Genomic DNA, 23,847 nt, shown 5'->3' on the forward strand with positions numbered 1-23,847 from the left:
GAGAGGGGGGTGCTCCAAACTCATAACGAGGTGAATTTCGATGCGTATCGCGTCCTTCAACGTAGAGAATCTCTTCTCCCGGGCCCGAGCCTTAAATCAGGACGACTTCAGCGAGGGGAAGCCGATCCTGACCGAATTCAGCAAACTGAATATCCTGCTCGAAAAGCCCGTGTACTCTGCTGACGATAAGACCGCCATCCTCGAATCTCTCGACCGCCTCGGGCTGAGCGCGAGCGACGAGAACAAGTTCGCCATCCTCCGGCAGAATCACGGCAGCCTGATCAAAAGGCCTGCATCGGGTCCCAAGGTCGCCGCCGATGGACGGGGTGACTGGATCGGGTGGGTCGAACTCAAAACCGAAGCAGTCAATGAGATCGCCACCCAGATGACCGCAAAGGTCATCCAGAAGGTCAACGCCGACATCCTCGCGGTGATCGAGGCAGAGGATCGGATTGCCCTGAGCCGTTTCAATGAACAGCTCCTGAAGCCTCTGGGTGCTGATTACGGCGGCATCATGCTCATCGATGGCAACGACGATCGCGGGATCGATGTGGGCCTATTCACAAGGGCTGCGAACAAGGTCGAGTCGATCGTGAGCCACGTCGACGACATGATGGGCACAACCCGGATTTTCAGCCGTGACTGTCCCGAGTTCACCGTCAGGGTGAGCGCAACCAAGACGATCCTCGTCATGGTCAATCACCTGAAGAGCAAGGGCTTCGGTGTCCCTGCACAATCGAACGCCCGCCGAAAGGCCCAGGCCAAGCGGGTACGGGAGATTTACGACCAGCGCCGCTCAGAAGGCGTCAAGTTCATCGTGATCATGGGCGACTTCAACGACACCCCGACGAGCGATCCGTTGTCACCTCTCCTTGGGGCGGGCTCCGATCTTCGTGACATCACCAACCATCCCTCGTTCGTTGGCGATGGGCGGCCGGGGACCTTCGCGAATGGGACGGCATCGAACAAGATCGACTACCTACTCTTTTCCCCCGAGCTGTTCGCCAAGGTGACAAGCGGGGGCATCTTCCGAAAGGGTGTGTGGGGAGGGGTGAACGGGACGCTGTTCCCTCACTTCCCGGAGATGACGAAGGCGATTCACGCAGCCTCCGACCACGCAGCGATCTTCGCCGATTTCACTCTGTGATTGGCAAGAGGAGCCGTTCAATCTGTCGGTGGATTCCGAGAAGGGGTAACCTTAATCCCAGGGTGTGTTTCGGTGCCTGGGAGAGCGGCTTGATGCTGACCATCGACGTGATTTCGGACGTGATCTGCCCGTGGTGCTTCATCGGCAAGCGGCGGCTGGAGAAGGCCCTCGGATTGCTGGGACAGCCGGTTTCCGTCCGCTGGCACCCCTTCCAGCTCAACCCCGACATGCCAAGTGAGGGCATCGACCGGAAATCCTACCGCATCCAAAAGTTCGGGAGTTGGGAGCGGTCGCAAGAACTCGACGCCCAGGTGGCCACGGCAGGTCAGGGTGAGGGGATCGTATTCAACTTCGACCAAATGACGAACACTCCAAACACCATCGACGCGCACCGGGTCATCTGGCTGGCCGGCGAGCGTGGCTTGCAGGACGCGGTGGTCGAGGCCCTGTTTCAGGCCTACTTCACCGACGGGCGTGACCTGTCCGACCGGACCACGCTCACGGCCGTCGCTGTTGGTGCTGGTCTCGACCAGGCGGAGGTAGACGCCCTTCTGACGGGCGACACGGGCCTGGATGTCGTCCGCGCTGGGGAACAGGAAGCCCGCCGTCTCGGCGTGTCGGGCGTGCCGTTCTTCGTCGTGAACGGAAGGCTTTCCCTGTCCGGTGCCCAGCCGCCGGAGCGATTCCGTCAGGCGTTCGAGCAGGTGGGCGAGACCGTGGTGAAGCCGGTACAGGAAGGGTGAGCGACGGGGTGGCTCGCCACGAGAGCGTCCCCCAGGTCATTCAGAGAGCCCGAACGCGAGGGGAACAATATGCCGGACACCGAACCAAATCGACTGGTTCGCCAAGCACATTTGACGGGGATCGGGCAATTATCGCTCCCCTCGCTAATGCGAAGTCACCAGATCACGGCCACGACTGTATTGCCGCGGCGAACAGCCCATGACTCTCTTGAATGCGGTGCTGAAGGCGCTTTCGGACTCGTAGCCGAGCGATTGCGATATGGCCGAGATGGGATCACCGGAGTTCTTCAGCCGGTCACCAGCCAGGAGCATTCGCCAGCGGATCAAGTAGTCGATGGGCGTCGAGCCGACGGTCTCCCTGAATTTCGCGGCAAAGCTCGACCGAGACATCCCGACTTTCTCCGCCAGCTTCTGCAAGGTCCAGGGATGGGCAGGGTCGGCGTGCATCGCGTGGATGGCCCCGCTCATCTGCTGGTCCGCCAGCGCGAAGAGCCATCCGACGCTCCCGCTCAAACCCTCCGCCAGATGCGCCCGCAGAGCCTGAACCAGCAACATCTGGGCGAGGTGCTGGAGAACCAGGAAGCTCCCCGGCTGTGGCTCGCGCAGTTCCTGCATCATCCGCTCGATGGACCAGCGTAACGCCAGCTTGTCCGATTCCTTCTTGATGTGGACGATGGGCGGGAGCATACCCAACAGGATGCCGGCATGTTTGCCTTCGAGACCGAAATAGCCGCCGACGCCGGAGACGTCGCCTCCCCCATTCCAGATGGCGATGCCCCCGTTCAACGGCCGCGTATACATCGTCCTGAAGTCAACGGGCGGCAAACCCAGGTCACTTGCGAGGCGGAAAGGCCGCCCCAGCGGCAGTAGGAAGCAATCTCCGGTCTTCAGGTGCACCGCTTCGGGAACGCCCTCTACGGCAAGCCAGCACTGGCCGGAAACCACTGCGTAGCACTTGATGCCTTCGTGCTGGGGGAACTGGAGTGACCAATCCCCACCGACATCGAAGCCGCCGCACATGGTGTTTTGCGGCTTCAGAAGGGAAAGCACTCCTGAGAGCGGGTCCATAGGGTATTCCTGGACGATCGCAAAGAAAGATTGGACTCTAAAGCATAGATCGTCGCAGATCAAAAGCCTACCCTGGCGACCATGGGACCGAAAGTCGAATCCACGGAGGTTTTCCGATGCGTGTTTTCCTCACAGGGGCGACGGGCTTCATCGGCACCGAGGTCATCCGGGATCTCATCAAGGCGGGCCACACGGTGCTGGGCCTCTCCCGCTCGGATAAGGGTGCCGCGGCGCTCGCCGTCGCCGGGGCCGAGGTTCACCGGGGTGATCTCGAGGACTTGGACAGCCTGCGGAGCGGCGCGGCGGCCTCGGATGGTGTGATCCACTGCGGTTTCATCCACGACTTCTCGCGGTTCCAGGAGGTCTGCGAGGCGGACCGGCGGGCCATCGAGGCGATGGGTGATGCTCTCGCCGGCTCCGACCGCCCCTTCGTCATCACCTCTGGGACCGGGATGGGGACCAAGGTGCCGGGCCAGCCCGCGACGGAGGACCACTTCGACCCCAACCATCCGAACCCTCGCGCGTGCTCGGAGATCGCGGCGGAGGCGGTCGCCGACCGTGGCGTGCGCGTGACGGTGGTCCGCCTGCCGCAGGTGCATAACACGGAGAAACAGGGCCTCGTCACGCCAGCGATCGAGATCGCCCGCGAGAAGCGCGTCGCGGCTTACGTCGGCGACGGGCTCAACCGCTGGCCTGCAGTACACCTGCTCGACGCTGCCCCCGTCTTCCGACTGGCCCTTGAGAAAGGTCCAAACCGGGCGAGGTATCACGCGGTCGCCGAGGAGGGAGTTACGGCCAAGGCGATCGCGGAGGCCATCGGGCGGGGCCTGAAGATCCCGGTCGTCTCCCTGTCTCCCGAGGAGGCCGCCGGTCATTTCGGCTGGATGGGGTTCTTCGCCGGGCTAGACATGCCGGCATCGAGTGTGCTGACGCAAGAGCGGCTGGGTTGGCACCCGACGCAGAAGGCCGGGATGATCGAAGACCTCGACCATATGAACTGGTCTGCGATTTAAGAGTTCCCGCCCGATCCGAGCTGAGACGGGGTACGCTACGGCGCTGTCGCTCCGTAGCGTAACCCGTCGATGAGCAGGTCGACCATCCGCCGGGCATGATCGAGCCCAACGTCGTGGGCGGGCGTGCAAAGGCTGGCGACCGCTCGTAGCAGGCCGTATGGCACGCGCACGGTCGAACAGGGCGCAAAAGAAGCCGTGCGGCTCGCGCTCATCGGCCCGGACGGACCGACGGGGACATTCTCGGACAAGAATGGCCGGGGGCCTTGGTGAGAGAGTCACGAGCGCGTGATCGAATGGGCTGGCACCTCGACGCTCCATGCCGAGGTTTGCGTTGGAAATTCCTACTGAGGTGGGGTGTCCTGGCCTCGGTGATCGCAATGCCACCGGCCGTCCCAACGACTCGTCGCCTTCCTGCTTCGTGCCCTTGAGAACGCCGCGATTGCCATCGCGTGGCCGTGGCCAAGCTCAAAATCCTCCTTGAGCCACGCGATCACCTGGCCTGCCTTGATGTCGGCGCGGAGCTTGCCGCCTGCCATGAACCCTTTCTCGTCGGCAAGCTTTCTGAAGTCATCCGGGCCTCTGGCGGTCTTCGCAGTGCAACCGAATGGCGCGGGCGAATCGCTGCACATCTAAATAAAATGCGTGCTGGCCGTGTGACGACGCCCCACCGCCATCGGCCCATCAGTCCCCGGCTCACTTCAGTCGGAGAGCTTCAGGAGCGTGGTGGCATTGCCGCGTTCGATCTTGGCACGAACGTCGGCGGGGAGGTCGAAGCTCGCCATGAGCTCGAACTGGGGGACGTCCTGGCCGGGCTTCAGATAGTCGGTGCCGAAGAGGAGACGATCGGCGCGGCGTATGAGGAAGCGCTGACCGAACTCTTTGTCGCGTGCCAGCGCATTGGAACCGGAGCCGGCCGAGAGGTCGCCCCAAAGATTCGGGTGGGCCTCGAAAAGACGGTCGAGAGCGCCGCCGGGGAACACCTTTCCCTTGGGGTAGCCGCCGAGGTCGGCCTTGGGAAGGTTCCCCGAAATCGAGGCCCAAAACCCGGGGCCGTGGCCGATGAAGGGGACGTTCGGGAAAGCCTTGAGGACGCGGGCGAGACCGGGCAGCCCCGACTCATCAGTGCCACGGATATCGTCAGAATGGAACAAGACGGGAAGCTTCAAGTCGTCGCAGACTTCATAGACGGCCATCATCCTCGGCTCGTCGATCGGCAGGCCAACCTTGTGCTCGCCGAATCCCTTCGCCCCCTGGTCGACGTATTCCTTGAGCAAGGCACGAAGCCCCACCCGGCCTCCGCGATAACTCGTCCGTGGATCAATACAGCAGAACGGGACGAGCCGGTCGGGGTGCGCTTTGGCAGCGTCCAGGGCCACTTCGGTCAGGTTGAGATAGCTCGATGACTCAGGCGAAACCAAGGGGAGAACGACCGCCTTGGCCACGTTGTGCGTGTCCATCCACGCGAGCAACCCATGGGTTGTGAGCGGCGGGTCGCCGTTCCAGGTCCGTCCCAGGTGGGTGTGCACATCGATGTAAGGTCCGCCGGCTGCGTCTGGCGTCGCGCGGGCCAGCGCTGCGGCGACCGGATCGAACGTGGCACCGGCCACGGTCGCGGCGAAGGTCTGCCGGAGAAACCGGCGGCGGCTTGTCGGGGGCAGGTTCATCGGAAGATCTTCCTTAACAAGGCAGGGGCCAACGCCGTCCCGCGCGGAGATTCTCCGGTGCGATGCTCGGCCCGTCCGCCGCGGCTCCGCGATCGATGTTGGCGATCGAGAATAACGTCGCGGCAGTCCCCTGTCTCGAGGGAATCGATCGACAACCGTGGATCACCCTCAAAGGAAAGTGAAAACGGTTTTACGCGTCCCCTGTCCCCCTTTCGCCTTACCCGAGTCGGGGATCGAACCGTCTTCGACACTGAATTTAGAGCGTCGCGCTCGACCTCGATCTTTCCCGATTCCATTGCCATTTCGACTCGGACAGCAGCCTCACACAAGTCGTTGGAATCGCCGGCCATAACCGGACAAAGTTCTTTGAAAATTCGCCAAAATCCGCCAGAACACCCTGAATCGGACGGGTTCTGGCCATGTCCCGATCCAAAATCAAGGGCCTTACGAAGGTCGGATCACGATCGCGGCAAGGCACTCCCCAGGGCCGATCCCCCTCGTCTTCGCTTGCCCAAATTCTGAGCCACGTCGAGGATCTCGCTCCAGGTCGGGAACAACCGCCCGCTCTGCTTTTGATAATCCTTGATCGCCTGCATAAACTCCTGCTCGGCAGAGGGGGAGTTGGCGGACGAGGACGAGAGAGACCCGGAGGACATCGATGAAGCTCCTTGAGATGCAAAAGGCAGACGGCAGGCCACCTCGCCCGCCGGACGTCCTACTAGGGATCCTCCACACCATCGCGGAGAACGCCTTATTAATCTTTTTACCAATTTTATTTCGGTCGTCTAGAGTCGATTTCACGACTTTTCGAAATTATTTAAGCCAGCGGCATGGAGCGACGCGGATTCTCTACAAAACCGAAAAAATCATAAATGTCTACCAGCGGGTGCGCACCGAAGGAGGATCATGCCTCCTTCGGTCGGGCGGATTCGGCTTGGGCGGCTCGAACGCTGACACCCACGGACGATCGCTTGGGAAAGGGAAATTTTTTAACCACGAATGACACAAATCACACGAATAAAAACAGCAAATCAAAATCATAAATTTACAAATACTTATTATTCTCAATTCGTGTAATTCGTGTCATTCGTGGTTAGGTTCCTCTTCTGGGAGCCGCCCCCCGAGTTCATCGAACGGTCAAGCGAGGTAATCCTTTATGTCTGAAGAATGGGTAGTAAGTCGAGCCGCAAATTCGTGGAAGAATTCCAAGGCCTGAGCCTGAATGAAGGGAGACAGGCTGATGGCCAGCCTGAAACAAAAAAAATCGCGCCCGAGGGCTGACGAGCCCTTCCGGCGCGATTTCCTACGTTTCGTCGAATCCATGCAAAGGCAAGCGGGCCGCACTCGACTCAACCGCCGGTGTTGGTCTTCATGTCCCAATGCTTCTTGCCCGCCGACTTCGTGATCCCCTTCTCATCCTGGGCCAGGTAGTCGATCTCGACCTTCGAGTAGTTCAGACTGATCTGATCCATGGGGACCTCGCCCCCCTGCGACCCGCCGGTCTGGTAGCTGGAGACCAGCACGTCCGACAGCGTGACGACCATGAAATTTTGTTGCGTACCGCCCGCCTTGCGACAGGTTAATTTGGCTTCCTTCAAGTGCTTGCCATTGGCGCAGAAGAGGAAGAGGGTCGGTGAGGCCGAGTTATTCCGCATCACGAAGTGGAAGTCGTTCATCGAGACCTTACCGGCACCGGCACCGGTCCCGTGCGAGGAGGCACCAAGCTGGCTCGCTCCCCAGCTGAAGGACTCGATCTCGATCTCACCGGAATGAGACTTGTCTTTCGATTCGCCCTTGACATCCGTGATCTTCAGAAACATGTCGACGGCCATTGAAGTCATCTCCTCATGTCTTGGTTTGGCTTTGGTCCGGCCGGCCTTCCCTGCCGGACTTACCCTTGAGTACGCCATCACCTCGATGTGGTGACGTGACTCTCGCCATTTATTTTCAAATGACGCGTGACGGAGCGAGAATGTCGGCGATTTTCGCGGGCGTCTCCCCAATGTCAGCCGGCGCCAGACATGCCCTTGCCATTAACCACGGCCTGCGGTAGCGTTCACATCATCGCGAACCCCATGCGATTCCCCCCTATCGGCTTCGCGCATCGTCGCGTCTCAATCGTCGAGGCGCAATGAAGACGTTCCCAAATCGCACATGAGGCCTACTCGAAATGCTCGTCCAACACAAAAAGGCCTGGTTCCAGGTCGACAAATACTCCACCTATAACGCCAAGACCAAAGAACTCACGAGCACCAACGGCTTCGTCTGCTTCGTCTTCTTCGACGTCGACGAAGACCCGAGAGCAGGTTCCCTTGCCACGCTCGAATGCCTCGGCCCCATCCGAACCGGCAGCGGCGGGCCACCCCGGGTCTTTGCCACCGAGCAGGAAGCGGTCAACGCAGGTGTCGACTTCATGGAGCGGGAATCGGGGCATCATTGATCGCAGCCAAGCCAAGACTTCAGCAATTTCTCACTTAATTTTGTTGTCAAATTCAACCTCTGAGGCACAGCCACCAACCCCAGGAATTTCGCCACGGACAATACGGGCAATACAAAAGGATAACGAAGTGAATTAATACCAAGCATGATTGAATTCACTTCTTTCCTGTAATCTCCGTACTTTCCGTGGCGAGACTCTCCTGACATTCTCAGATTAGACTTTCGGACCTCAGGCCACGGCTGATAGCTTGCGGAGTAGTTTCCTGATGCATTCTGGTGAGGGTAGCTCCTCGCCGGACTCTCCGTAAACTTTGAATTCCCACATCTGCAAGCGTAACGCACCAAGCATGTCCGTGAACGTCGGCATCACTCGGTCCTCGTACCACGGACGTTCCCGTTCGACGTGGGATCCCTCATGACCCTTCACGCAGTACCACAGGATCGTCAGCGATCCCACGAACCACGCCATCGGGTGCGCCCGCTGCACGCTCCGCACCCGCGGATCGTGCAGCCCGAGGAACTGCTTGCTGTCGAAGAACGCCAGTTCCACACTCCATCTTCGGCAGTATCCCAGGATTACGAAAGCTGCCGAGACCGTCGTGTCCGTCGACACCAACGCCTCGTCGCGCCATTGGCCCAGCGGGTCGCGGACCAGCACCACCATCACCGGATCGGTCTTGCTCCCCTTGTACCAGAGTACGTCCCGGATCACCTGCACCCGAAGCTCGCGTGCCCCCTTCGGGAAGTCGATCGTCAGGAGTTCCGCCGGGTAGGTCGTGGTGTCCTCGATCATCGCCTTGGGGTTCAGGAGGCGATCCCCCTTCTTGCGCGAGGCGCCCCTCTGCTTGGGCTGTCGCGGGGCGGGCCGCTCGTACAGCGCGGCCTTCCAGTGCAGCGGCCCGATGACCTGGAGGTTCGCAGGCCGATCCCGCAGCACGGCCGCGTTGACGTAGGCACTGTCGCCGACCAGCCAGAAGGTCCGCTCGGGATTGGCCTGGGCCAACTTCCGCGCCAGCGCCGCGGCCGACTGGGGGCGGGTCTGGTATCCCGGCTGGCCCTTCTTGCGGAAGAGCCGCCAGAGCACCGGCAGGCAGTAGTAGCGATCGGCGCGCATCGGGATCGGCACGGCGATGCCGAGCACGCCCCAGTTGAGGCCGAACCGGAAGGTCTGGTGCCCCTTCGACGACATCACGGCGTCGAGGAAGATCCCGCCGAAGGCGACCTTGGCGCCGCGCTTGTGATAGAGCGTGTCGTCGACGGCCACCCAGACGACACCGCCGGGGACCAGATGGGTGAGGATCAGCGTGGCCAGGACGATCCCCAGGTCGTCCCACTCCCAGCATGCGGAGTGGAACACGGCATAGGCGGTGTCGTGGTGGCGCCGGGCAGCCAGGCCGGTGGCCTGCCAGACCTCGCTGATGGTATGCGGGCCAAGGCAGACGATCCAACCGGCGATCAGCGTCTGGAAGGTGGAGAAGACCTGGGGATGGAAGACATCGCGGAACGCCTCTACCAGCGCGGCGAGGCCGAGGATAAGCTGATCCATCGAGCGGACCTCCGTGCGTTGCCCGATCCTGGTGTGCTTGAACACCCTCCAGGATACCGGCCCCGCGCGTGATGGTACCGTCTCCGAGGGTCAGTTTCGCGCGATGATGAGGGGGATTCCCAACCCGGTGGAGCAACTCGAACCACTGTTAGGCATGGCCTGTATCACTAACCGCAAAATTCTTAGAGAAAGAAGATCATGGCAAAGTATCTAATTTCATTCCCCAGTGCTGCAATGAATGTACCCGACAGTGAGTGGGAGGCGGTGGGTCGAGACGCTCATGCCGTGATACGCGAGGCGAAGGAAGCGGGCGTCTACGTTTTCGGCGGCGGTATTGATGAAACAGTACCGCCCGTTCTAGTTTCGGCCAATGGCTCAGTCGCTGAGGGAGGCTACCCGTGGGCGCCTCCGCTCAATGGTGGATTCACTGTACTTGAGCTGCCTTCAAGTAAAGAGGCCATCGCATGGGCCGCACGTCTCGCGAAAGCGTGTCGCTGTGATCAGGAGCTTCGAGTATTCGGGTTTTATCCAGAGTCGTGAGGTCGGAGTGTTGGTCCGCTCGTCTTGCATAGTCAAGGACTGCTGAAAAAGTCCGAAAGTCTAGTCAGAGCAAGGGCTGATAGAAAGTCTGGAAATTCGAAACAACGACCTTTGACGTCTGGTTGCTGGTCGTGCTGGTCAGGATGAACGTCAGGCTATGCGTCTCCAGCGGAAACCCGCTGAGGCTGAGGGTCGCGTGGGCGACGCTCGAACCAACCAGCGCGGCGTCCATGACAAAAGCGACGTCACCGTCGGCGAGGATGATCAACCGGTCCCCCGGCTGATAAGTCGGAAACTGATAGTCAAAGGCGATCCCGCTCTGGCCGCGGAGCGGGGCTCGCAGCGAAATGGGCTGGGACTGGCTGATAGTTCCATTCTGGGTCACGCTGACCGGCGCAGTGCCGTACGTCTGGAATGTGATCGTCTCGGACGGGGCCGCCGTCTGCGGCTCGAGCACGAACTGCTGGTCGGCCGGCTGGAACAAGTCGTCCCAGTTCTGCTCGTAATACGGCGACAGGTTTTTCACCGGGTTCGACGCGCCCGAATTGGCGGGGAGCAAGGGGGACCAGTACTGGCCGACCGTCTGCTGGTACGTCAGATTCGGGTCGCTCGACCCGGTGTACCATGACGCCGCGTAGCCATGCCTGCCGCCTAGGTCATAGGAATAGTAGATGTCGGGCGTCAAGCCGACGTCGACGATCTGGTTCAGGTTCTGCCCTTGCCCGTTCGAGAGCTGGAGGCCGCTATACGGCACGTTGAATTCGGAAATATAGTTTTCAACGAACGTATTGACCGGGCTCGAACGATTGAGGTTGCTCAGGTTCTTGAGAAAGTACCAGTTGAAATTGGCCGCATCGCCCGCGACCGTAACGTCATCCTCAGGCGAGTCGAGAATGGTGACCTGGTCGACGCGCATCTTCGCCTGCTGCAAGGCGGCCGACGCGACTGAGACCACCTTCGAACCATGGCTATGGCCGACGAGTTGAAGCTTGCCGGTGAACGAGGTACCCAGCACCGACTCGAGCGCCGAGGCGAGCCGCGCGCCGTTGAGCGTCGTCAACGCTTCCGACTTGTACGCGTCCTCAGGAATCTTGGTATCGAGCACGTTCCAGGTCGGCGTGGCCGAATCATCGATCCAGCTATAGGCCAAGACTGCGGCGTTCGGGTCGGTCGGACTGCCAGGGACCGTCGAGTTGGTTCGGCTGAGGATCGCCTGGGCCAAGCCCGTGGCCGAGACCTCGGTGGTCCCAAAGATGGTGCTCACCGTTTCACCGTGCAGAAGCCAGTCGGACGCCGGCCCTTGCGGGTTCTGGGAGGTCCAGCTTGAGTCGTAGCCAGGCTGGCTGGGGTCGGTCTCCCACCATTTCAAGACATGATTCTTTACGTTGGCTTCGTAGTTCACCCAACCCTGGTAGCCGGGTGCCCAGCCGTGGCTGATGACAGTGATATCCTTGCCGACCAGGCGAGGGTCGTCGGGCTGCACGGGGACAAACTGCTTCAGGGTCGGATCGAAGTAGGCCAAGCGCTGAATGACGGGGAGCGCCTGCGAGAGCGGAGGTTCGATCGCGTTGGCGGCGACCGCCGCCGTCGACAATGCGCCCGTATTATCCCCGGCCAGGAACAGTCCGTGGACGGCCGTCGGCAAGCGATAGGCGACCGTCAAGCTCGCCGCGCCCTGGGGCGAGGTGAGGGAGAGCAAGGGCGTCCGGCTCAGGATCGTCGCCCCCAATCCCAGGCCGCCCCCTCGGGTCGGCGCCAGGGCGAGTTCGTCGCGGCCTCGGCCTCCCAGGTTCACTGCGGCTATCTCGACGCCGCCGCCGTTCGAGCTGTTCGGCACGACGAACTCAGCGGGATTCGCATCGGCAATCCCTTGATAGACCTTGACCCTGGTCTGGGTGGATCGCGGCGGGGCGGACGCCACAATCAGGTCAGGATGGCGATCGCTCCCGATCTTGCCGACAGCGACTGACGTCTTGCCGCGTGAAGGGCCAGCGAACGCCGTGTAATCGGCCAACAGGCTGCCCGATTGGCCGTCGAGCACGTGAACCTTGGAGGGTCCGAACGCCGAGAGGGCGACGATATCCGCATAACCATCCTGGTCGAGGTCGCCGACCGCCACCTTGGCCCCTTGCCCCCAACTCCGGCGCGTACCTCCGGCATTCGCTCGGAACACGTCCAGGAGTTGGCCGTCGAGCCCTTGGTAGACGCGTACCATCGGCGCCCCCAGCCCTGGGGCCACGATGATCTCGGACTGACCGTCGCCGTTGACGTCGCCGCTCGCCACCCAGGTGCCTCCGCGCGACCAGGTGCGCGGAGCCGCGAACTGGCCGATCTGAGTCCCGTCGCTGGCGCGGAAGACCTTGATGATCGCAGGCCCGCCGGGCCCGGGCGCCGTCACGATGTCGAGCTCGCCGTCGCCATTGACATCGCCTACGGCCACCCTCACGCCGGCCGTCATCTTGGCGTTATAGGCGGGGAATTGAAATCGCTCTGCCCCCGTGTCCGCGTCGAAGACCTGGACGATCGGCACCCCACCGGCTCCCGCCCCCCCCACGAGCAACCCGGAAAGCAGATTACGTGTCTCGAGGACCTCCAGACCCGGCGCCCGCTGCCGATCGCGCCGGACCTGCCGGCCTGCCGGTCGAACTCTCTCCGGCATCACCGACTGGCGCTTCGCCTCGACCGACCTCAGCAGAACCGTCATGAGCAACACTCCCACTGAAACCTGAGCCTTTGTCCCCGACCGATGCCCAAACCCGCCCGGCTCTTTTGGATGAGGCCATCGGAGGATCGCCATCACCAATCGACCCGCAACACGCGAGAAATCTTGGTTTACTCTTGCCCAAGGGGGCCCATCGTCAAGGCAAACGAGCCGAAAACCAATCCCCCAAATCGCCATATTTAGACCGACTGTTTTCCCAGGAGCTTACCCGCGGATGACAAGCCGAACTCCGTGGGCGAAGGGGAACCGGCATGTTGGGGACGGTGGGGCGCCCGTCAATTCACGGCGTTCGTGATGAAGTCCACGACCGCCTTGGGGTCCTTGGGCGCGAGCGGATAATGTCCCTCGCCTTCCTTGACGATCACCGTGATCGGGCCGCCGAGCTCCTTATATCGTCTCTCAACCACACGCGTCTGGTCATCGAGCCACGGATCGAGGCTGCCGCAAACGTGAAGGAGCGGCACGCCGGCTTTGGCCAAGGGGGCGAGATTCTCGAGCGGCGGCGTTTTCGACATGAGGCTATGCAATGCGGGATTCTCGCCGTAGATGCAGGAAACCTTGTCGGGGTTCTCGATCGCCCAGGCATAGGCTTCCCCTGCCGCCGTCCCCGCGCCTTCCATCACAGCCTTTTTCGAAAAGCCGTTCTCGGTCAGCCGTTTGTAAACGGCATCCCACTCTTGCCGGACCGGGCCCGATTGCGCGACGACAGGGGCGGCGACGATATGAAAGCCCTTGGCGAGCAGGGCGAGATCAACCACCTCGGCATTCCGACCGATCCGGTTCGCGCGGAATACCCAAGGCTTGCCCGGAGCCACAGTCTTCGGCACGACGACCGCCATGCCCGTGATCCCCCACTGACTGTTGTTCATGGCGTCGTAGCGATCATAGCACTCCGTGAATCCTGGTCCGCGACTGACGGCGTACGTCTTTTCTTCCTTAAGGTCGTGGTATGAGCTCTCGTGGCCGTAGTAATAGGATTTCGTGAAGGTGGGATCCGCGAAGTCAGGCCGATCGCCCCGAGCCGGTTGAACGTGCTTCTCAATCCAGTCCGCAATCGGCCCGGGATTGCGCAGGCTATGCGGATGGTGGGCCGCGCCTTCCTTGATCATCACGGTGATCCGGCCCCCCAACTGGTGATAGCGGTTCTCAATGGCCAGCGTATGCTGATCGAGCAGAAAATCGAGACTGCCACAGATACTGAGTAAAGGCACATCATGCTTGGTCAGCTCACCGAGCTTCATGAACGCTTCCGGCCTGATTGCGGGATTGTCTGCGTAGATACACGAAACCTTGTCGGGGTTGGCGGTCGCCCAATCATATTCATTGACCCCGCCTCGACTCATCCCGATGAAGGCCGGCTTCTTTGAGAGCCCGTGCGTCTCCGTCAGGTAGGCATACCAGGCATCCCACGTCTTATCGGGGTCGGGCGTGATGAATGCCACGTGAAAACCACGTCGGAGCAGTTCGACTTCGGACTGGGGCTCGTGGTTCCAGTAGCAGGCTTGCCAGGACCAGGGATGACCGGGCGCGGGGGTCTTCGGGACCACCACGATACACCGCCGCTGTCCTTTCGCCGGCGCCTTGACCCCGTCCTTCTCGTCGTCCGCCACCTTGAAGGGTTGGATCGCCAGGCTTCCTTCGTCCATCACGAAGTCATAGCGGTCGAACCCATGCCAGGTCGTTTTCTCGCCCGCGAAAGTCGTCGATGAGTCCGCAGCGACCGTGTCTCTCAAAGCCCCGAACACGGAGCCGACGAGAATGAGCACGAGACCCCAATGCGAACGATGGCTCTTGCGTTGACTCATGTCTGTTTGCTCGCAATAAAACGATAAACGGGCAGCACATAGGTGAGCGGTCAACCGAGAAGAATGGCGGATCCCCCACCAGTCGGCCCGGCCATGACATCATTACACCTCGACCGTGGTCCAGGCCAGTCCATAGCAGTCAGGAGGGCGGGATGCCGTTATGCTTCCCACCGCAACGCCTTCACCCCGGACATCCGGGCCATCTGGCCGACGAAGTCAGGGGTTCGCAGGTCGCGGGGCCGTCCCCGCCACCGTATTTCGCAACGGACGGTGCGGTGGAACCCTGCGGTGCATCGCTTTGTGGTCACACCCCAGGAAGCGATCTCGAACCCCGCCTGTAGAAGCATCGCGTGGAGCTCGCCCTCGGAAGGGCCGTCGGCCCCGACAACAACGCCGAGACGAGCGTTGTGAACCAGCGGCAGGTGCGACTCCAGCCACTTGAAGCCCCAGAGGATGAGGAGGGCAAGCCCCAGCGCCGTGATCCCGAGACCGAGTTGGCCACCGCCGAGGCAGAGGCCGATGATCGTGACCAGCCAGAGCGTCGCGGCAGTGGTGATGCCGTGGACCATGTCGCCCCGGCGGAGGATCGCGCCACCGCCGATGAATCCCATACCCGTGAGAATGCCGAGGGGAAGCCGCATCAAGTCGAGGGCGGCAAAGGACTCGGGCGTCTTCCCCGCCATCGGCAGGAGGAGGTTCATCTGGATCATGGCGACCGAGGCGGCCAGACAGACGAGCAGCGTGGTTCGAAGCCCGGCGGCATGACCACCCTCGCTCCGGTTGATGCCGACCAGGGCCCCCGCAATGACGGTGAGGGCGAGGCGCAGGGCGATATCTTCCCATCGTAGGGTGAGGGGCATCGGATTCACTCCCGTCAGACGAGGTCAACTGGAACGGGAATATCTTGCCCTATCGCATCGGCAATACAATCGCATGCCCGCATTTCAAGCAAAAAAACACGGACTCGTCGTTTCCATAAACCGCGCTTAACTCGGGTCGGCCAGCCGGCGCACGGCGGCCTCGGCATCCGAGACGACTTGCTGCCACCCCTCGCGGCCGTTCGGAACGCCATCGAAGTGGAGTGGGGGGCCAATTTTCAAGGAGACCTTGCGCGGGCGAGGGAACCGGGCCCCTGGCGGAAAGGCCTCGAAGGTCCTCGTAAGATGGCAAGGGACGATCGGGACGGTCGTGCCTGCCGTGAGCATGCCCAAACCGGCTTTGAACGGCTGCATCTGACCGTCCCGGCTCCGGGTCCCTTCGGGGAAGAGGATGAAGCCACAGGGTTCGCCGATCAGGCGGGTGCGCAGCTCAGCCAGGGCGTGAGGCCCGCACCGTTTGCGCCACATCGGCAAGGCGTTGAGGATCAGGGCGGATGCGATCGAGGTGACCGGGGTCTCGAAGAAGACGTCTCCTGCGGCAACCGGGAAGACGCGGCCGCAAAGCCGGCGTGGCATGGCCGAGGCCAAGGCCAACGCATCGAGATGGCTCGAATGGTTGGCGATCAGAATGAACGGCGGTTCCTTCGGCAGATGTTCCGCGCCTTCGACGTGCATCCGGTGGTAGAGGCGGAAGTAGGCGCGAGAGAGGCTGTGGCAGACGTGGTGCCAGAAATCCGAGGCCAGGCCCGACTCGCGCTGCAAGCTCCTCGCCTGCTCGACAGGGGGGAGTTCCAGGCCCGACGCCGGCTTGTAATTCCACGAATCCAAGGGCTCATCCTCCTCCCGAAAGGACCCGGGTCGCCTGGTCGATACCGATGCTGTCGAGATAGTTGATGTAGTGAAAAACCGTCGGGGCGGAGAGCAAGAGGCTGTTGGCGCGGTCGAGTACGCCGCCGTGGCCCGGGATCAGGGAGCCTGTGTCTTTCACGCCGACGTCGCGTTTGATTGACGACACGCTCAGGTCGCCGAACTGGCCGGAGATGCTGATGAGAAGGCCCAAAACCAGGCGCTGGACCGGCCCGCTCAGCGGTCCTTCAGTGAAGATGAGGCCGCTCAGCAGGTAGACGAGCAGGGTGGTGAGCACGACGGCCCCCAGCGAGCCCGAGATCGTCTTGTTGGGGCTGGTGTGCGGAGCCAGTTTCGGCCCCCCCAGCGACTTGCCCACGATGTAGGCGAAGATGTCGTTGAGCTGAACGCTGAAGAGCAGGAGGAGGATCAGGGAGCGGAACCGGGTGTCGTTGGCCATGTAGCCCAGGTGCCCAAGGCAGATCCCGAAGAGGAGGAATCCGAAGACCGCCAGAGCCACGCGCTGAATATAGCCGGCCGGACGATCGAGCGACGTGGCCACCGCCGTGAGGACGGTCAGGGTGATCGGGGTCAGGGCGACGAAGAAGGCATACCAGTGATCGGCAACCGCAAACGTCACAGCGACGATCCCCAGCACCACGGTCACGCTCATGATCTTCTCGCGGAAGAGGCCCGTGGCGCGGGCGAACTCGCGATAGCACAGGAGGCTGAGCAGCGCAACCGCGAGGATGGTCGGGGCGGCTCCCAAAAGCACCGGCAGGACGATGAGCGGAACCATGATCAGCCACGAGAGGTAACGGCTGCGCAGGTCGGCCTTGAGCGCCGGGCTCAGCCGCCCGGCGTGGTCGAGGGCCAGGATGATCAACGGGGCGAGCACGAACACTCCCCCCAGGACAGCCACGATCAGGACGACGGCCCGCTCATCGAAAGCGGGGCGCCAGCCGAATAGACGCTCCCAGGCAATTCCGCTCACGACGTCGACTCCCTCGATCCGGCCGATTTCGCCGTCAGAAACCGGCCCGCATGCACAAGCCGCCGGATCGCGGTGACAACCGAGCCAACGACAATCAGGCCCAGGGCGAAGGCCGGCCAGCCGCTCTCTTGCCCCTGACGGAAGAACGCGGCAGGCTGCCAAGGTGTGACGATCGCACAGAGAATGGCCGTGACCGTCACGGCGAACATCCGATGCGGCTTGGCCATCGGCCCTGAATAATCCTGGGGCGCTCCCGCATTCCGCGCGGCGGAACGGACGTAAGCGACGAACAGGGCCAGAACCGCAGCCAGGTATCCCAACCAAGGAATCCCCCCGGCCGCATAACCGAGCCCGATCAGCGTCGCCGCGTCGGAGACCCGGTCGGGAACCTCGTTGAAGAGCTCACCGAGCCGCGACGCCCGCCCCGACTCGATCGCAACCATGCCGTCGAGCAAATTCGCCGCCAGGCGTGCCTGGACAAAAAAAGCCCCCGCCAGCCAGGCCAGGGCGGGAATGGTGGTGTGGCGCGTGAGCGCGAACGCCACGCCCCCCAGAATGCCGGCCACCATGCCGGCCACCGAAATCGCATTCGCGCTCGCGCCTCGCTGTGCGAGCCAGTGCGCAACCACCCCGGACGCCTTCCAGGAACGGCTCGCCAGCGGGCGACGATCGGTTTCGGACGGTCGATAGACCTCGGGAGCCACGTTGCCACCTCGCCTTAGGTTAAGGTTAGCGCCCCATCAACGAAACCCCTGCGATAATCAGCACCATGCCCGCGACATGGAGCGGGGCGATCGCCACTCCGTGCATCGCCCGGCCGATCAGGGCGGCCCAGATAAACGTGGTCGCGTAGACCGGGTAGAGGGCCGACGGAGATCCACCCACGCGGAAACCGGCCACAAAACAGGCCATCACCAGCGCATAGCAGACGACCCCCGCCAGGATCTGCCCGTTCCCGACGAAGTCCACCAGCCGGCCCCCCGCCGCCACGGCCCGATCCGTTCCCGCCTTGTAAAGGAACTGCCCCCCTGCCCCCAAGAACGAGGCGACAAGAAACAGGAGGACGGACATCCAAGGTGCTCTCACGGCGGCTCCTCCACTCAGGCCAAACCGGTCGGAGCCACCATCGGCTCCCTAAAAAGTCTCTGGCCAAACAAGGGCGGAGAATGCCAACCCATCTGGCCGGTTTGGAAAAGCCAAAGAGGGGGCCTAGGGTGCACCGAACGATGAGGGGACGCAAGTGATCTTTGCGAGCAGGCGGGAAAACGAAGCGAGTCCGTGTCAACAGACCAACCACTTTCGAGTCGTTGGCCGGTTGGGGAGCGCGAGGCCGGACGATCCTCGTCACCATACCAAGAGGACCAGAGATCCGCTCGCCCGTAAGGCGAGCGGAGAGCCGAAAGTCAAGGATTCACTCGGCTGAGCCTCACTGGTGGGCCAGGTAAGCCTCGACCATCAGGACGCTCGGACCGGCGCGTTTGATCACCGACAGCCTGGTCTCGGCGCTCGAAACCTCTTCGAGCTGCTCACTGACGAACCACTGGAGGAAGTTCAACGTGATGTAGTTCTTCTCTGCCGTCGCCAAGGAAACCAGGTTGTAGATCTGCTCGGTCGTCCGTTTCTCCGAGTCGAGCGCGAGCTGCGCGGCGTCTTCCGCCGAGCGAAACTCGTTCCGAGCCGCGGGGACTTCCTTGATGGCCACCTTGGCCCCCGTGTCGAGAAGGAACTTGACGAACTTCATGGCATGGTCGCGTTCCTCCTCGGCCTGCTTGAAGTAGATTTTGGCCAGTCCGAACAGGCACTCTGCCTCAAAGTAAGCGGCGATGGAAACGTACTGGTTTGAGTTACCCAGTTCGTTGACGATCTGTTCGTTGATCGCCGCATGAATGGTTTCGCTGATCAGCATCGCGTCCTCTCAATCTGTCTCGGTGACGGGCCGTCGGATCGGTTCCCGGTCCCCGATCGCTCTCGGCTTCAAGGAGTTACACTCCCTGTATGATAGCCGGGTCGGGGCATTTTTCGGTAGTCGAACGCCGATGTCTGCCCAGGTTCTCACGCCGCCAAGCCGGCCTCCTGCCGTCCCGCGCGACGTCGCCTCCCCTCTCGTATCGGCAGGCCGCAGGTCCGGCTTCAACCTCACAATCAACCCAGCCAGACTCAGTTCAGAGACAAACAAAATCATTGCAAAAGACAGGGAGCTGACGTTGCGGTCCTCGCGGCATCGCCCCAACGGCCCACATTCACCGCAAAAGAGACGCGGCGAATGCCTCAGTGGGACAATCCCACTTGACCACAATCCCCCATCGCCCTAGCATTTACCAGGGAGTGAACCATCACGACTGTGGGGGAATTCATGGACATGGAGACTCGATCGACTGACGCCAAAGGCCGGATTAGCCTGCCCAAGTCGTTCGCCAACGCCACGGTGATCGTTGAGCAGTTGAGCGACACCGAGATCCGCATTCGCAAAGCGGTGGTCATCCCGGAGGCCGACATCCGTTTCTACGAAGAGACGGCGGCCCCGCTCACCGATCACGACCGCGACCGGTTCCTTGACCTGCTCGACAAGCCGCCGGCGCCGAACGAGGCTCTGAAGCGAGCGGCCAGGAAACACGCCGCGCGTCATGGCTAACTGGAAGATTGAGCGGCTTGACCGCTCGCACAACCGCGCGTCATTTTCCTGCGGCAAGCCGCCCCTCGACGAATTCATCCGCCGCCTCGTCAGCCAGTACGAGAAGCGAAACCTGGGCCGCACCTACGTCGCCGTCCAGCCCGGCGAAAAACGGATCAGTGGCTACTACACCCTTGCGTCCAGCAGCATCGCCTTCCGGAATTTGCCGGAAGCGATGGCCAGGAAAATCCCAAAGCACCCGGTGCCGGTCATCCTCATCGCACGCCTGGCGGTGGATCAGCATACGCAAGGGCAAAGACTGGGCGAAACCTTGCTGGCCGATGCCCTGGAGCGCTGTCTCGGGTTGGCCGACGAGATCGGCATCCATGCGGTCGAGGTCGACGCGATCGACCAGCAGGCGAGGGGGTTCTATGAGAAATACGGGTTCGTGCCCTTGCCCGACAGGGCGCTACATCTGTTCCTGCCGGTCGCTACGATTCGCGATTCCATCAAGCCAGACGCCTAACGAAATCGTGCACCCGGCAATTTCATAAAGAGGATCTTGGTGGGCCGGCCGATCAACCAGAACCAGTAGATCGACCGGCCGTTCTTCCCTCGGGCCCCTGCCAATCTCTCATATTTTGCACAGATCCATGGTGCCGCGAAAGCATCAAAAGTCTGTGAGAGCAGCAACACGCTGCCGTTTCCTTATCGGTTGAATTCAAATCCGCAGAATAAGAGCGGCGGGGTCCCCCGGAGTCCCAGGGAGTTCACACTCGCCTGGGGGTCCGGGCAACGACAAGAACCAGGGTTCAGCGACCTAGACTCGGCGCATCATGGAGTTCGTCGAGAAGCTCGACCGCCGTCTCGACGATCTTTTCTCCCGAGCCTTTTTCGAGGAAGCTGTGCAGGCCGGTCCAGACCTGATAGCCGCCCCGATCAAAGGCGCGGGCGTCGGGGATGTAGCCGACGTAGTCGTTGGCCAGCTCGAAGACAAACGTATCGCGATACGGTGAGCGAAGCTTGATCTCACGCCCCAGGTGGGTGAAGAACTCGCCCGGCACACCGACCATCGCCACGTCGCCGACCACGACCGCTTGCACCCAGGTCTTCCGCTCTTGACCTTGCTGGGGGGCGAGTCGCTTGCGCATCTCGCGGAAGATCTCGATCGTCTTCTCGTGGTAAGGCGCGGGCTGCCGCTTGGTGCAATAGGCAACGACCGCGGCATCGTCCTTGGCCTCGTCGAACGTCCGGACGCGGAGCGTGATCTCCTTGCGCTTGCCCACGACACGGGCGACGGGACGCTCGGTGGCCTGGTCGAGCGTGTCGGCCACGGCCGTCTTGATCCGGGTCATGGCCTCGGCGGCCTTCAGCTCAAGGTTATGCGTCGAGCCCGACGCCCCCTCGAAGAAGAGGAAGGTGCCCCCCCGCTCCTTCTCCAACTCCTGCGCAGCCAGACCGTAGAAGCCGGGCGAGCGGACCGCCCCGCTAATGGTCCCGATCGTGTGGGTGGAGTGATTGAACAGGACGGCCTCGGGCTTGCCGTCCTTGCGAAGAAATTCCAGGACCGGCAGTTCGGGATCGAACGGGCCGGTCGGGCGCACCACATCGGTCAGAGCCCCCACCCAGTAGATCGTGCCGTCGGCCAGCAAGAGACGGCTGTTCCGCCCCACCGACGACTCCTCGCCCCGCCGGAACTTGAACGTCACCGGCGCAAGCCGGGCATTCGCCGCGACGGCCGCCTCTACGGCCTTTTCTCCCACCTGCTGCGCAAACGCCTCTTCACGCTCGTAACCGTGAATCGTGCAGGTCGTCGGCGCGTGATGGGTATGCGTGGCGTTGATCAGGACAGCGTCGAACGGTACTCCGATCTTCTCGGCGATCTTCCGCGCGGCAGCGTCGAGGATGTCGCGTTCGATCATGAGCACGTCGCACGCCACGAGGCAGGCCTTGCCCCCGTCCGGCCCCTCGATGACCACGGCCGAGGCCCGCAGCTCCCCCTCCTGCCCTTGGAGATGCCCAGGGCCAATCCCACCGCCGATGACCATCGCGTCGGTCGCTTCCAGCACCGCTTTGGCCGCCCCCGCCTTCAGCTCCCCCGCGCGGGCCTGATGGCCCGACGCGAGACATGCCGCCAACGCAAGCACGGCCCAGAACTGGCTCGCATGAGTACGCTTGCCCTGCCCCATCGCTTCTCGTCTCCCCAGGCGGCCACTCATTTGTCCTGCCCTTGCCCGGCTGCGGGCGTGTCGTCCAGCGACCGGATCTCGACGTCGCGGAAGAAGATCTCGGCCGCCTCGATCTCGAGCGCGATTCGGCCTTTCGTGATCGGCCGCGCCTCGCCGTTCTTCTCGGGGTCGACCAGGCGTACGTTTTTCCCCTTGTTGATCACCTTCCCGTTCAGGAGGTGCGTGACCGTATCCCCTTTGGAGATGATCTCCGCCTGGTTCCAGCCCTCGACCTCATGTTCTCCTGCGAGGTGCTTCTGGTAGGCGATCCCCGCGCCGCCGAGAACCCGGGCCTCGCCCCCGGCTTCAGGGGGCAGGAACGTCGGCATCACCTCCGCACGGGTCTTGGGGTCAACCCAGCTATCGACCTGGAAGCCGAAGAGGGCGATCAGGTCGCCCACGTTGGTCTGCTCGACCTGAAACTGAAGCGAGCGCGGCCAGATCGCGTCCGGCCCGAGGATGTGATAGTACAGCCCGGCGTCACGTTTCAGCTTGTAGCGCGGCTCGAACTTCTTCTCGCCCCAGCGGTACTTGAACCGAAGGTGGTAGTTGCCGTACTCCTTCTCGGTGCCGATATAACCCATGACCACCGTCGACGCTTCGGTGGCATGCTTGTACAAGTGAATCGCCCCATCCTCGATCGTGATCACGCGGTCGGGGTCGCTGTTCTTGCCATGCTTCTGGAGGAAGGTGTACCAGCCGGTCAGGTCGCGGCCGTTGAACAAGGGGGTCCACCCCGTGGCGGCCGTCGGAGCGGTCTCCTGCCCTTGCCCCTGCCCCAACAGGGTCAGGGCCGTTACAAGCGTCAGCGCAGTCATCATCACCGGGTACCTTCCGTCGGAGGGAGTGGGCTTCGGGTCGGCATCGCCGGACCGCTTGATTCAACGAGTGTTTGACACGGACTGTCTTAACCCGGCCGCTCGGCCCAGTCAACGAGGGAGCCCGCCCTCGACCCGGCACCGGTAAACCGCTCCCCGCTCGCCTTTTCGGCGAGTGAATCAAGATCAGCCGATGAAGTGATCCAGGACCACGGTGAGGAAGGCGGCGAGCTGCTCTCGGTCGATCCCGGTGAACGCCTCGGTCTGGATCATCTGGTCGAGGGTCGCGAACCCGGTGATCTGGGCGGCGACGAACCCTGCGCGGACTTCGGCGTCAGGGCCGCCCAGGATCTTGGCCAAGGGCCGCATGAACGTGCGGTCGAGGTTCGCCCGGAGCAACTCGGCCGCACGGGGCTCGGTGGCCGAGCGGAGCAAGAGGAGCATCGGCGTCCGGCTGATGTCCTTGGCGTCCTCACGGCCAAAAACCATCCGCCGAGCCAGGCGGGCGGCCAGGTCGGCTCGCGCCCCCCCCAGCAAATCGCCGGAGTCGAACGCACGCTCGATCACCTCGGCGAAAAGACCTTCCTTGGTGCCGAAATAGCGGTTCACCAGCGCCGCGGTCACACCGGCGTCGGCCGCGATCTCACGGACCCCGGAACCCCCGTACCCGTTCGACGCAAAGCGACTGGTCGCCGCCTCCAGGATGGCCTCTCGGGTCGCCGCGGACCCTCGACGTCTCCGCCCCGTCTCGGCAGCTTGCTCAGTCATCACCCCTGCTCCGTTGT

General features: G+C 62.4%; 24 protein-coding genes and 2 pseudogenes. 8 read left to right on the forward strand and 18 right to left on the reverse strand.

Annotated features, from left to right (window positions below):
* The first annotated feature begins 40 nt into the window (after positions 1–40).
* Both SINAC_RS34980 and SINAC_RS34985 read left to right on the forward strand, forming a co-directional pair.
* A complete protein-coding gene (locus SINAC_RS34980) occupies positions 41–1,147 on the forward strand; it encodes an endonuclease/exonuclease/phosphatase family protein (protein ID WP_015250263.1) in 1,107 nt (368 codons plus the stop codon).
* A 92-nt stretch (positions 1,148–1,239) separates the two neighbouring features.
* Positions 1,240–1,890, forward strand: coding sequence for a DsbA family oxidoreductase (locus SINAC_RS34985; RefSeq protein WP_015250264.1), 651 nt, complete (start codon positions 1,240–1,242; stop codon positions 1,888–1,890).
* A gap of 144 nt (positions 1,891–2,034) precedes the next feature.
* Here SINAC_RS34985 and SINAC_RS34990 read toward each other — a convergent pair whose 3' ends face one another.
* Positions 2,035–2,958, reverse strand: a complete 924-nt coding sequence (locus tag SINAC_RS34990) for an AraC family transcriptional regulator (RefSeq protein WP_015250265.1) — start codon at positions 2,956–2,958, stop codon at positions 2,035–2,037.
* Positions 2,959–3,074: 116 nt separating this feature from the next.
* Here SINAC_RS34990 and SINAC_RS34995 point away from each other — a divergent pair, with 116 nt between their 5' ends.
* Positions 3,075–3,971: an SDR family oxidoreductase gene (locus tag SINAC_RS34995; RefSeq protein WP_015250266.1), complete on the forward strand. Its 897-nt coding sequence runs from the start codon at positions 3,075–3,077 to the stop codon at positions 3,969–3,971.
* A 35-nt stretch (positions 3,972–4,006) separates the two neighbouring features.
* Here SINAC_RS34995 and SINAC_RS41635 read toward each other — a convergent pair.
* Positions 4,007–4,123: pseudogene (locus SINAC_RS41635) on the reverse strand (TetR family transcriptional regulator); the annotation flags it as partial.
* Between the two features lie 7 nt (positions 4,124–4,130).
* On the opposite strand from SINAC_RS41635, the pseudogene SINAC_RS42110 reads away from it, so the two are divergent.
* Positions 4,131–4,241, forward strand: a pseudogene (locus SINAC_RS42110) (dehydrogenase); the annotation flags it as partial.
* Positions 4,242–4,312: 71 nt separating this feature from the next.
* On the opposite strand, the gene SINAC_RS38480 reads toward SINAC_RS42110, so the two are convergent.
* The 4 genes from SINAC_RS38480 to SINAC_RS35020 all read right to left on the reverse strand — a co-directional run bounded on the left by SINAC_RS38480 (position 4,313) and on the right by SINAC_RS35020 (position 7,467).
* The gene (locus tag SINAC_RS38480; protein ID WP_020466581.1) at positions 4,313–4,507 is read right to left on the reverse strand and encodes a DUF4287 domain-containing protein; all 195 of its coding nucleotides are present in this window, start codon (positions 4,505–4,507) and stop codon (positions 4,313–4,315) included.
* Between the two features lie 162 nt (positions 4,508–4,669).
* A complete protein-coding gene (locus SINAC_RS35005) occupies positions 4,670–5,635 on the reverse strand; it encodes an amidohydrolase family protein (protein WP_015250267.1) in 966 nt (321 codons plus the stop codon).
* A gap of 458 nt (positions 5,636–6,093) precedes the next feature.
* A complete protein-coding gene (locus SINAC_RS35010; RefSeq protein WP_020466584.1) occupies positions 6,094–6,291 on the reverse strand; it encodes a hypothetical protein in 198 nt (65 codons plus the stop codon).
* Positions 6,292–6,984: 693 nt separating this feature from the next.
* The gene (locus tag SINAC_RS35020; protein WP_015245873.1) at positions 6,985–7,467 is read right to left on the reverse strand and encodes an Hcp family type VI secretion system effector; all 483 of its coding nucleotides are present in this window, start codon (positions 7,465–7,467) and stop codon (positions 6,985–6,987) included.
* Between the two features lie 338 nt (positions 7,468–7,805).
* Between SINAC_RS35020 and SINAC_RS35025 the strand changes: the two genes are divergently transcribed.
* Positions 7,806–8,075: a hypothetical protein gene (locus SINAC_RS35025; RefSeq protein ID WP_015250269.1), complete on the forward strand. Its 270-nt coding sequence runs from the start codon at positions 7,806–7,808 to the stop codon at positions 8,073–8,075.
* 228 nt (positions 8,076–8,303) lie between these two features.
* On the opposite strand, the gene SINAC_RS35030 is transcribed toward SINAC_RS35025, so the two are convergent.
* Entirely contained in the window at positions 8,304–9,620 is a 1,317-nt protein-coding gene (locus tag SINAC_RS35030) for an IS701 family transposase (protein WP_015250270.1), read from the reverse strand.
* A gap of 198 nt (positions 9,621–9,818) precedes the next feature.
* Here SINAC_RS35030 and SINAC_RS42115 point away from each other — a divergent pair, with 198 nt between their 5' ends.
* A complete protein-coding gene (locus tag SINAC_RS42115; protein WP_015250271.1) occupies positions 9,819–10,160 on the forward strand; it encodes a YciI family protein in 342 nt (113 codons plus the stop codon).
* Between the two features lie 64 nt (positions 10,161–10,224).
* On the opposite strand, the gene SINAC_RS35035 is transcribed toward SINAC_RS42115, so the two are convergent.
* The 8 genes from SINAC_RS35035 to SINAC_RS35070 all read right to left on the reverse strand — a co-directional run bounded on the left by SINAC_RS35035 (position 10,225) and on the right by SINAC_RS35070 (position 19,311).
* Complete coding sequence (locus SINAC_RS35035) at positions 10,225–12,864, reverse strand: FG-GAP repeat domain-containing protein (protein WP_015250272.1); 2,640 nt, start codon at positions 12,862–12,864, stop codon at positions 10,225–10,227.
* 293 nt (positions 12,865–13,157) lie between these two features.
* On the reverse strand, positions 13,158–14,687 hold the full coding sequence (locus tag SINAC_RS35040) for a hypothetical protein (protein ID WP_015250273.1): 1,530 nt from the start codon (positions 14,685–14,687) through the stop codon (positions 13,158–13,160).
* 158 nt (positions 14,688–14,845) lie between these two features.
* On the reverse strand, positions 14,846–15,547 hold the full coding sequence (locus SINAC_RS35045) for an MgtC/SapB family protein (protein ID WP_015250274.1): 702 nt from the start codon (positions 15,545–15,547) through the stop codon (positions 14,846–14,848).
* A gap of 126 nt (positions 15,548–15,673) precedes the next feature.
* Positions 15,674–16,393: a lysophospholipid acyltransferase family protein gene (locus SINAC_RS35050; protein ID WP_015250275.1), complete on the reverse strand. Its 720-nt coding sequence runs from the start codon at positions 16,391–16,393 to the stop codon at positions 15,674–15,676.
* A 4-nt stretch (positions 16,394–16,397) separates the two neighbouring features.
* A complete protein-coding gene (locus SINAC_RS35055) occupies positions 16,398–17,405 on the reverse strand; it encodes a phosphatidate cytidylyltransferase (protein ID WP_015250276.1) in 1,008 nt (335 codons plus the stop codon).
* Positions 17,402–18,109 carry a CDP-alcohol phosphatidyltransferase family protein gene (locus tag SINAC_RS35060; RefSeq protein ID WP_015250277.1) on the reverse strand — a complete coding sequence of 236 codons (708 nt, stop codon included), beginning with the start codon at positions 18,107–18,109 and terminating at the stop codon, positions 17,402–17,404. Before SINAC_RS35060 ends, SINAC_RS35055 begins: the two co-directional genes overlap by 4 nt.
* A gap of 25 nt (positions 18,110–18,134) precedes the next feature.
* Entirely contained in the window at positions 18,135–18,476 is a 342-nt protein-coding gene (locus tag SINAC_RS35065; protein WP_015250278.1) for a hypothetical protein, read from the reverse strand.
* A gap of 355 nt (positions 18,477–18,831) precedes the next feature.
* Positions 18,832–19,311 carry a ferritin gene (locus SINAC_RS35070; RefSeq protein WP_015250279.1) on the reverse strand — a complete coding sequence of 160 codons (480 nt, stop codon included), beginning with the start codon at positions 19,309–19,311 and terminating at the stop codon, positions 18,832–18,834.
* A gap of 453 nt (positions 19,312–19,764) precedes the next feature.
* Between SINAC_RS35070 and SINAC_RS35075 the strand changes: the two genes are divergently transcribed.
* Positions 19,765–20,037: a type II toxin -antitoxin system TacA 1-like antitoxin gene (locus tag SINAC_RS35075; RefSeq protein WP_015250280.1), complete on the forward strand. Its 273-nt coding sequence runs from the start codon at positions 19,765–19,767 to the stop codon at positions 20,035–20,037.
* Positions 20,030–20,542: a GNAT family N-acetyltransferase gene (locus SINAC_RS35080; protein ID WP_015250281.1), complete on the forward strand. Its 513-nt coding sequence runs from the start codon at positions 20,030–20,032 to the stop codon at positions 20,540–20,542. Before SINAC_RS35075 ends, SINAC_RS35080 begins: the two co-directional genes overlap by 8 nt.
* 286 nt (positions 20,543–20,828) lie before the next feature.
* Here SINAC_RS35080 and SINAC_RS35085 read toward each other — a convergent pair whose 3' ends face one another.
* From SINAC_RS35085 to SINAC_RS35095, 3 genes are all read right to left on the reverse strand, one after another.
* The gene (locus SINAC_RS35085; RefSeq protein WP_237722716.1) at positions 20,829–22,235 is read right to left on the reverse strand and encodes a hypothetical protein; all 1,407 of its coding nucleotides are present in this window, start codon (positions 22,233–22,235) and stop codon (positions 20,829–20,831) included.
* Complete coding sequence (locus tag SINAC_RS35090) at positions 22,232–23,065, reverse strand: 3-keto-disaccharide hydrolase (RefSeq protein WP_015250283.1); 834 nt, start codon at positions 23,063–23,065, stop codon at positions 22,232–22,234. Before SINAC_RS35090 ends, SINAC_RS35085 begins: the two co-directional genes overlap by 4 nt.
* Before the next feature lie 183 nt (positions 23,066–23,248).
* On the reverse strand, positions 23,249–23,830 hold the full coding sequence (locus tag SINAC_RS35095; protein ID WP_015250284.1) for a TetR/AcrR family transcriptional regulator: 582 nt from the start codon (positions 23,828–23,830) through the stop codon (positions 23,249–23,251).
* Positions 23,831–23,847: the final 17 nt, after the last annotated feature.

The organism is Singulisphaera acidiphila DSM 18658 (assembly GCF_000242455.2).
Taxonomy (GTDB): Bacteria; Planctomycetota; Planctomycetia; order Isosphaerales; family Isosphaeraceae; genus Singulisphaera; species Singulisphaera acidiphila.

What these genes read in the sequence shown, in the direction of transcription:
- SINAC_RS34980 (WP_015250263.1), top strand. Translation starts at nt 41, where the DNA reads ATGCGTATCGCGTCCTTCAACGTAGAGAATCTCTTCTCCCGGGCCCGA.
- SINAC_RS34985 (WP_015250264.1), top strand. Translation starts at nt 1,240, where the DNA reads ATGCTGACCATCGACGTGATTTCGGACGTGATCTGCCCGTGGTGCTTC.
- SINAC_RS34990 (WP_015250265.1), bottom strand. Translation starts at nt 2,958, where the DNA reads ATGGACCCGCTCTCAGGAGTGCTTTCCCTTCTGAAGCCGCAAAACACC.
- SINAC_RS34995 (WP_015250266.1), top strand. Translation starts at nt 3,075, where the DNA reads ATGCGTGTTTTCCTCACAGGGGCGACGGGCTTCATCGGCACCGAGGTC.
- SINAC_RS38480 (WP_020466581.1), bottom strand. Translation starts at nt 4,507, where the DNA reads ATGGCAGGCGGCAAGCTCCGCGCCGACATCAAGGCAGGCCAGGTGATC.
- SINAC_RS35005 (WP_015250267.1), bottom strand. Translation starts at nt 5,635, where the DNA reads ATGAACCTGCCCCCGACAAGCCGCCGCCGGTTTCTCCGGCAGACCTTC.
- SINAC_RS35010 (WP_020466584.1), bottom strand. Translation starts at nt 6,291, where the DNA reads ATGTCCTCCGGGTCTCTCTCGTCCTCGTCCGCCAACTCCCCCTCTGCC.
- SINAC_RS35020 (WP_015245873.1), bottom strand. Translation starts at nt 7,467, where the DNA reads ATGGCCGTCGACATGTTTCTGAAGATCACGGATGTCAAGGGCGAATCG.
- SINAC_RS35025 (WP_015250269.1), top strand. Translation starts at nt 7,806, where the DNA reads ATGCTCGTCCAACACAAAAAGGCCTGGTTCCAGGTCGACAAATACTCC.
- SINAC_RS35030 (WP_015250270.1), bottom strand. Translation starts at nt 9,620, where the DNA reads ATGGATCAGCTTATCCTCGGCCTCGCCGCGCTGGTAGAGGCGTTCCGC.
- SINAC_RS42115 (WP_015250271.1), top strand. Translation starts at nt 9,819, where the DNA reads ATGGCAAAGTATCTAATTTCATTCCCCAGTGCTGCAATGAATGTACCC.
- SINAC_RS35035 (WP_015250272.1), bottom strand. Translation starts at nt 12,864, where the DNA reads ATGACGGTTCTGCTGAGGTCGGTCGAGGCGAAGCGCCAGTCGGTGATG.
- SINAC_RS35040 (WP_015250273.1), bottom strand. Translation starts at nt 14,687, where the DNA reads ATGAGTCAACGCAAGAGCCATCGTTCGCATTGGGGTCTCGTGCTCATT.
- SINAC_RS35045 (WP_015250274.1), bottom strand. Translation starts at nt 15,547, where the DNA reads ATGCCCCTCACCCTACGATGGGAAGATATCGCCCTGCGCCTCGCCCTC.
- SINAC_RS35065 (WP_015250278.1), bottom strand. Translation starts at nt 18,476, where the DNA reads ATGTCCGTCCTCCTGTTTCTTGTCGCCTCGTTCTTGGGGGCAGGGGGG.
- SINAC_RS35070 (WP_015250279.1), bottom strand. Translation starts at nt 19,311, where the DNA reads ATGCTGATCAGCGAAACCATTCATGCGGCGATCAACGAACAGATCGTC.
- SINAC_RS35075 (WP_015250280.1), top strand. Translation starts at nt 19,765, where the DNA reads ATGGAGACTCGATCGACTGACGCCAAAGGCCGGATTAGCCTGCCCAAG.
- SINAC_RS35080 (WP_015250281.1), top strand. Translation starts at nt 20,030, where the DNA reads ATGGCTAACTGGAAGATTGAGCGGCTTGACCGCTCGCACAACCGCGCG.
- SINAC_RS35085 (WP_237722716.1), bottom strand. Translation starts at nt 22,235, where the DNA reads ATGAGTGGCCGCCTGGGGAGACGAGAAGCGATGGGGCAGGGCAAGCGT.
- SINAC_RS35090 (WP_015250283.1), bottom strand. Translation starts at nt 23,065, where the DNA reads ATGATGACTGCGCTGACGCTTGTAACGGCCCTGACCCTGTTGGGGCAG.
- SINAC_RS35095 (WP_015250284.1), bottom strand. Translation starts at nt 23,830, where the DNA reads ATGACTGAGCAAGCTGCCGAGACGGGGCGGAGACGTCGAGGGTCCGCG.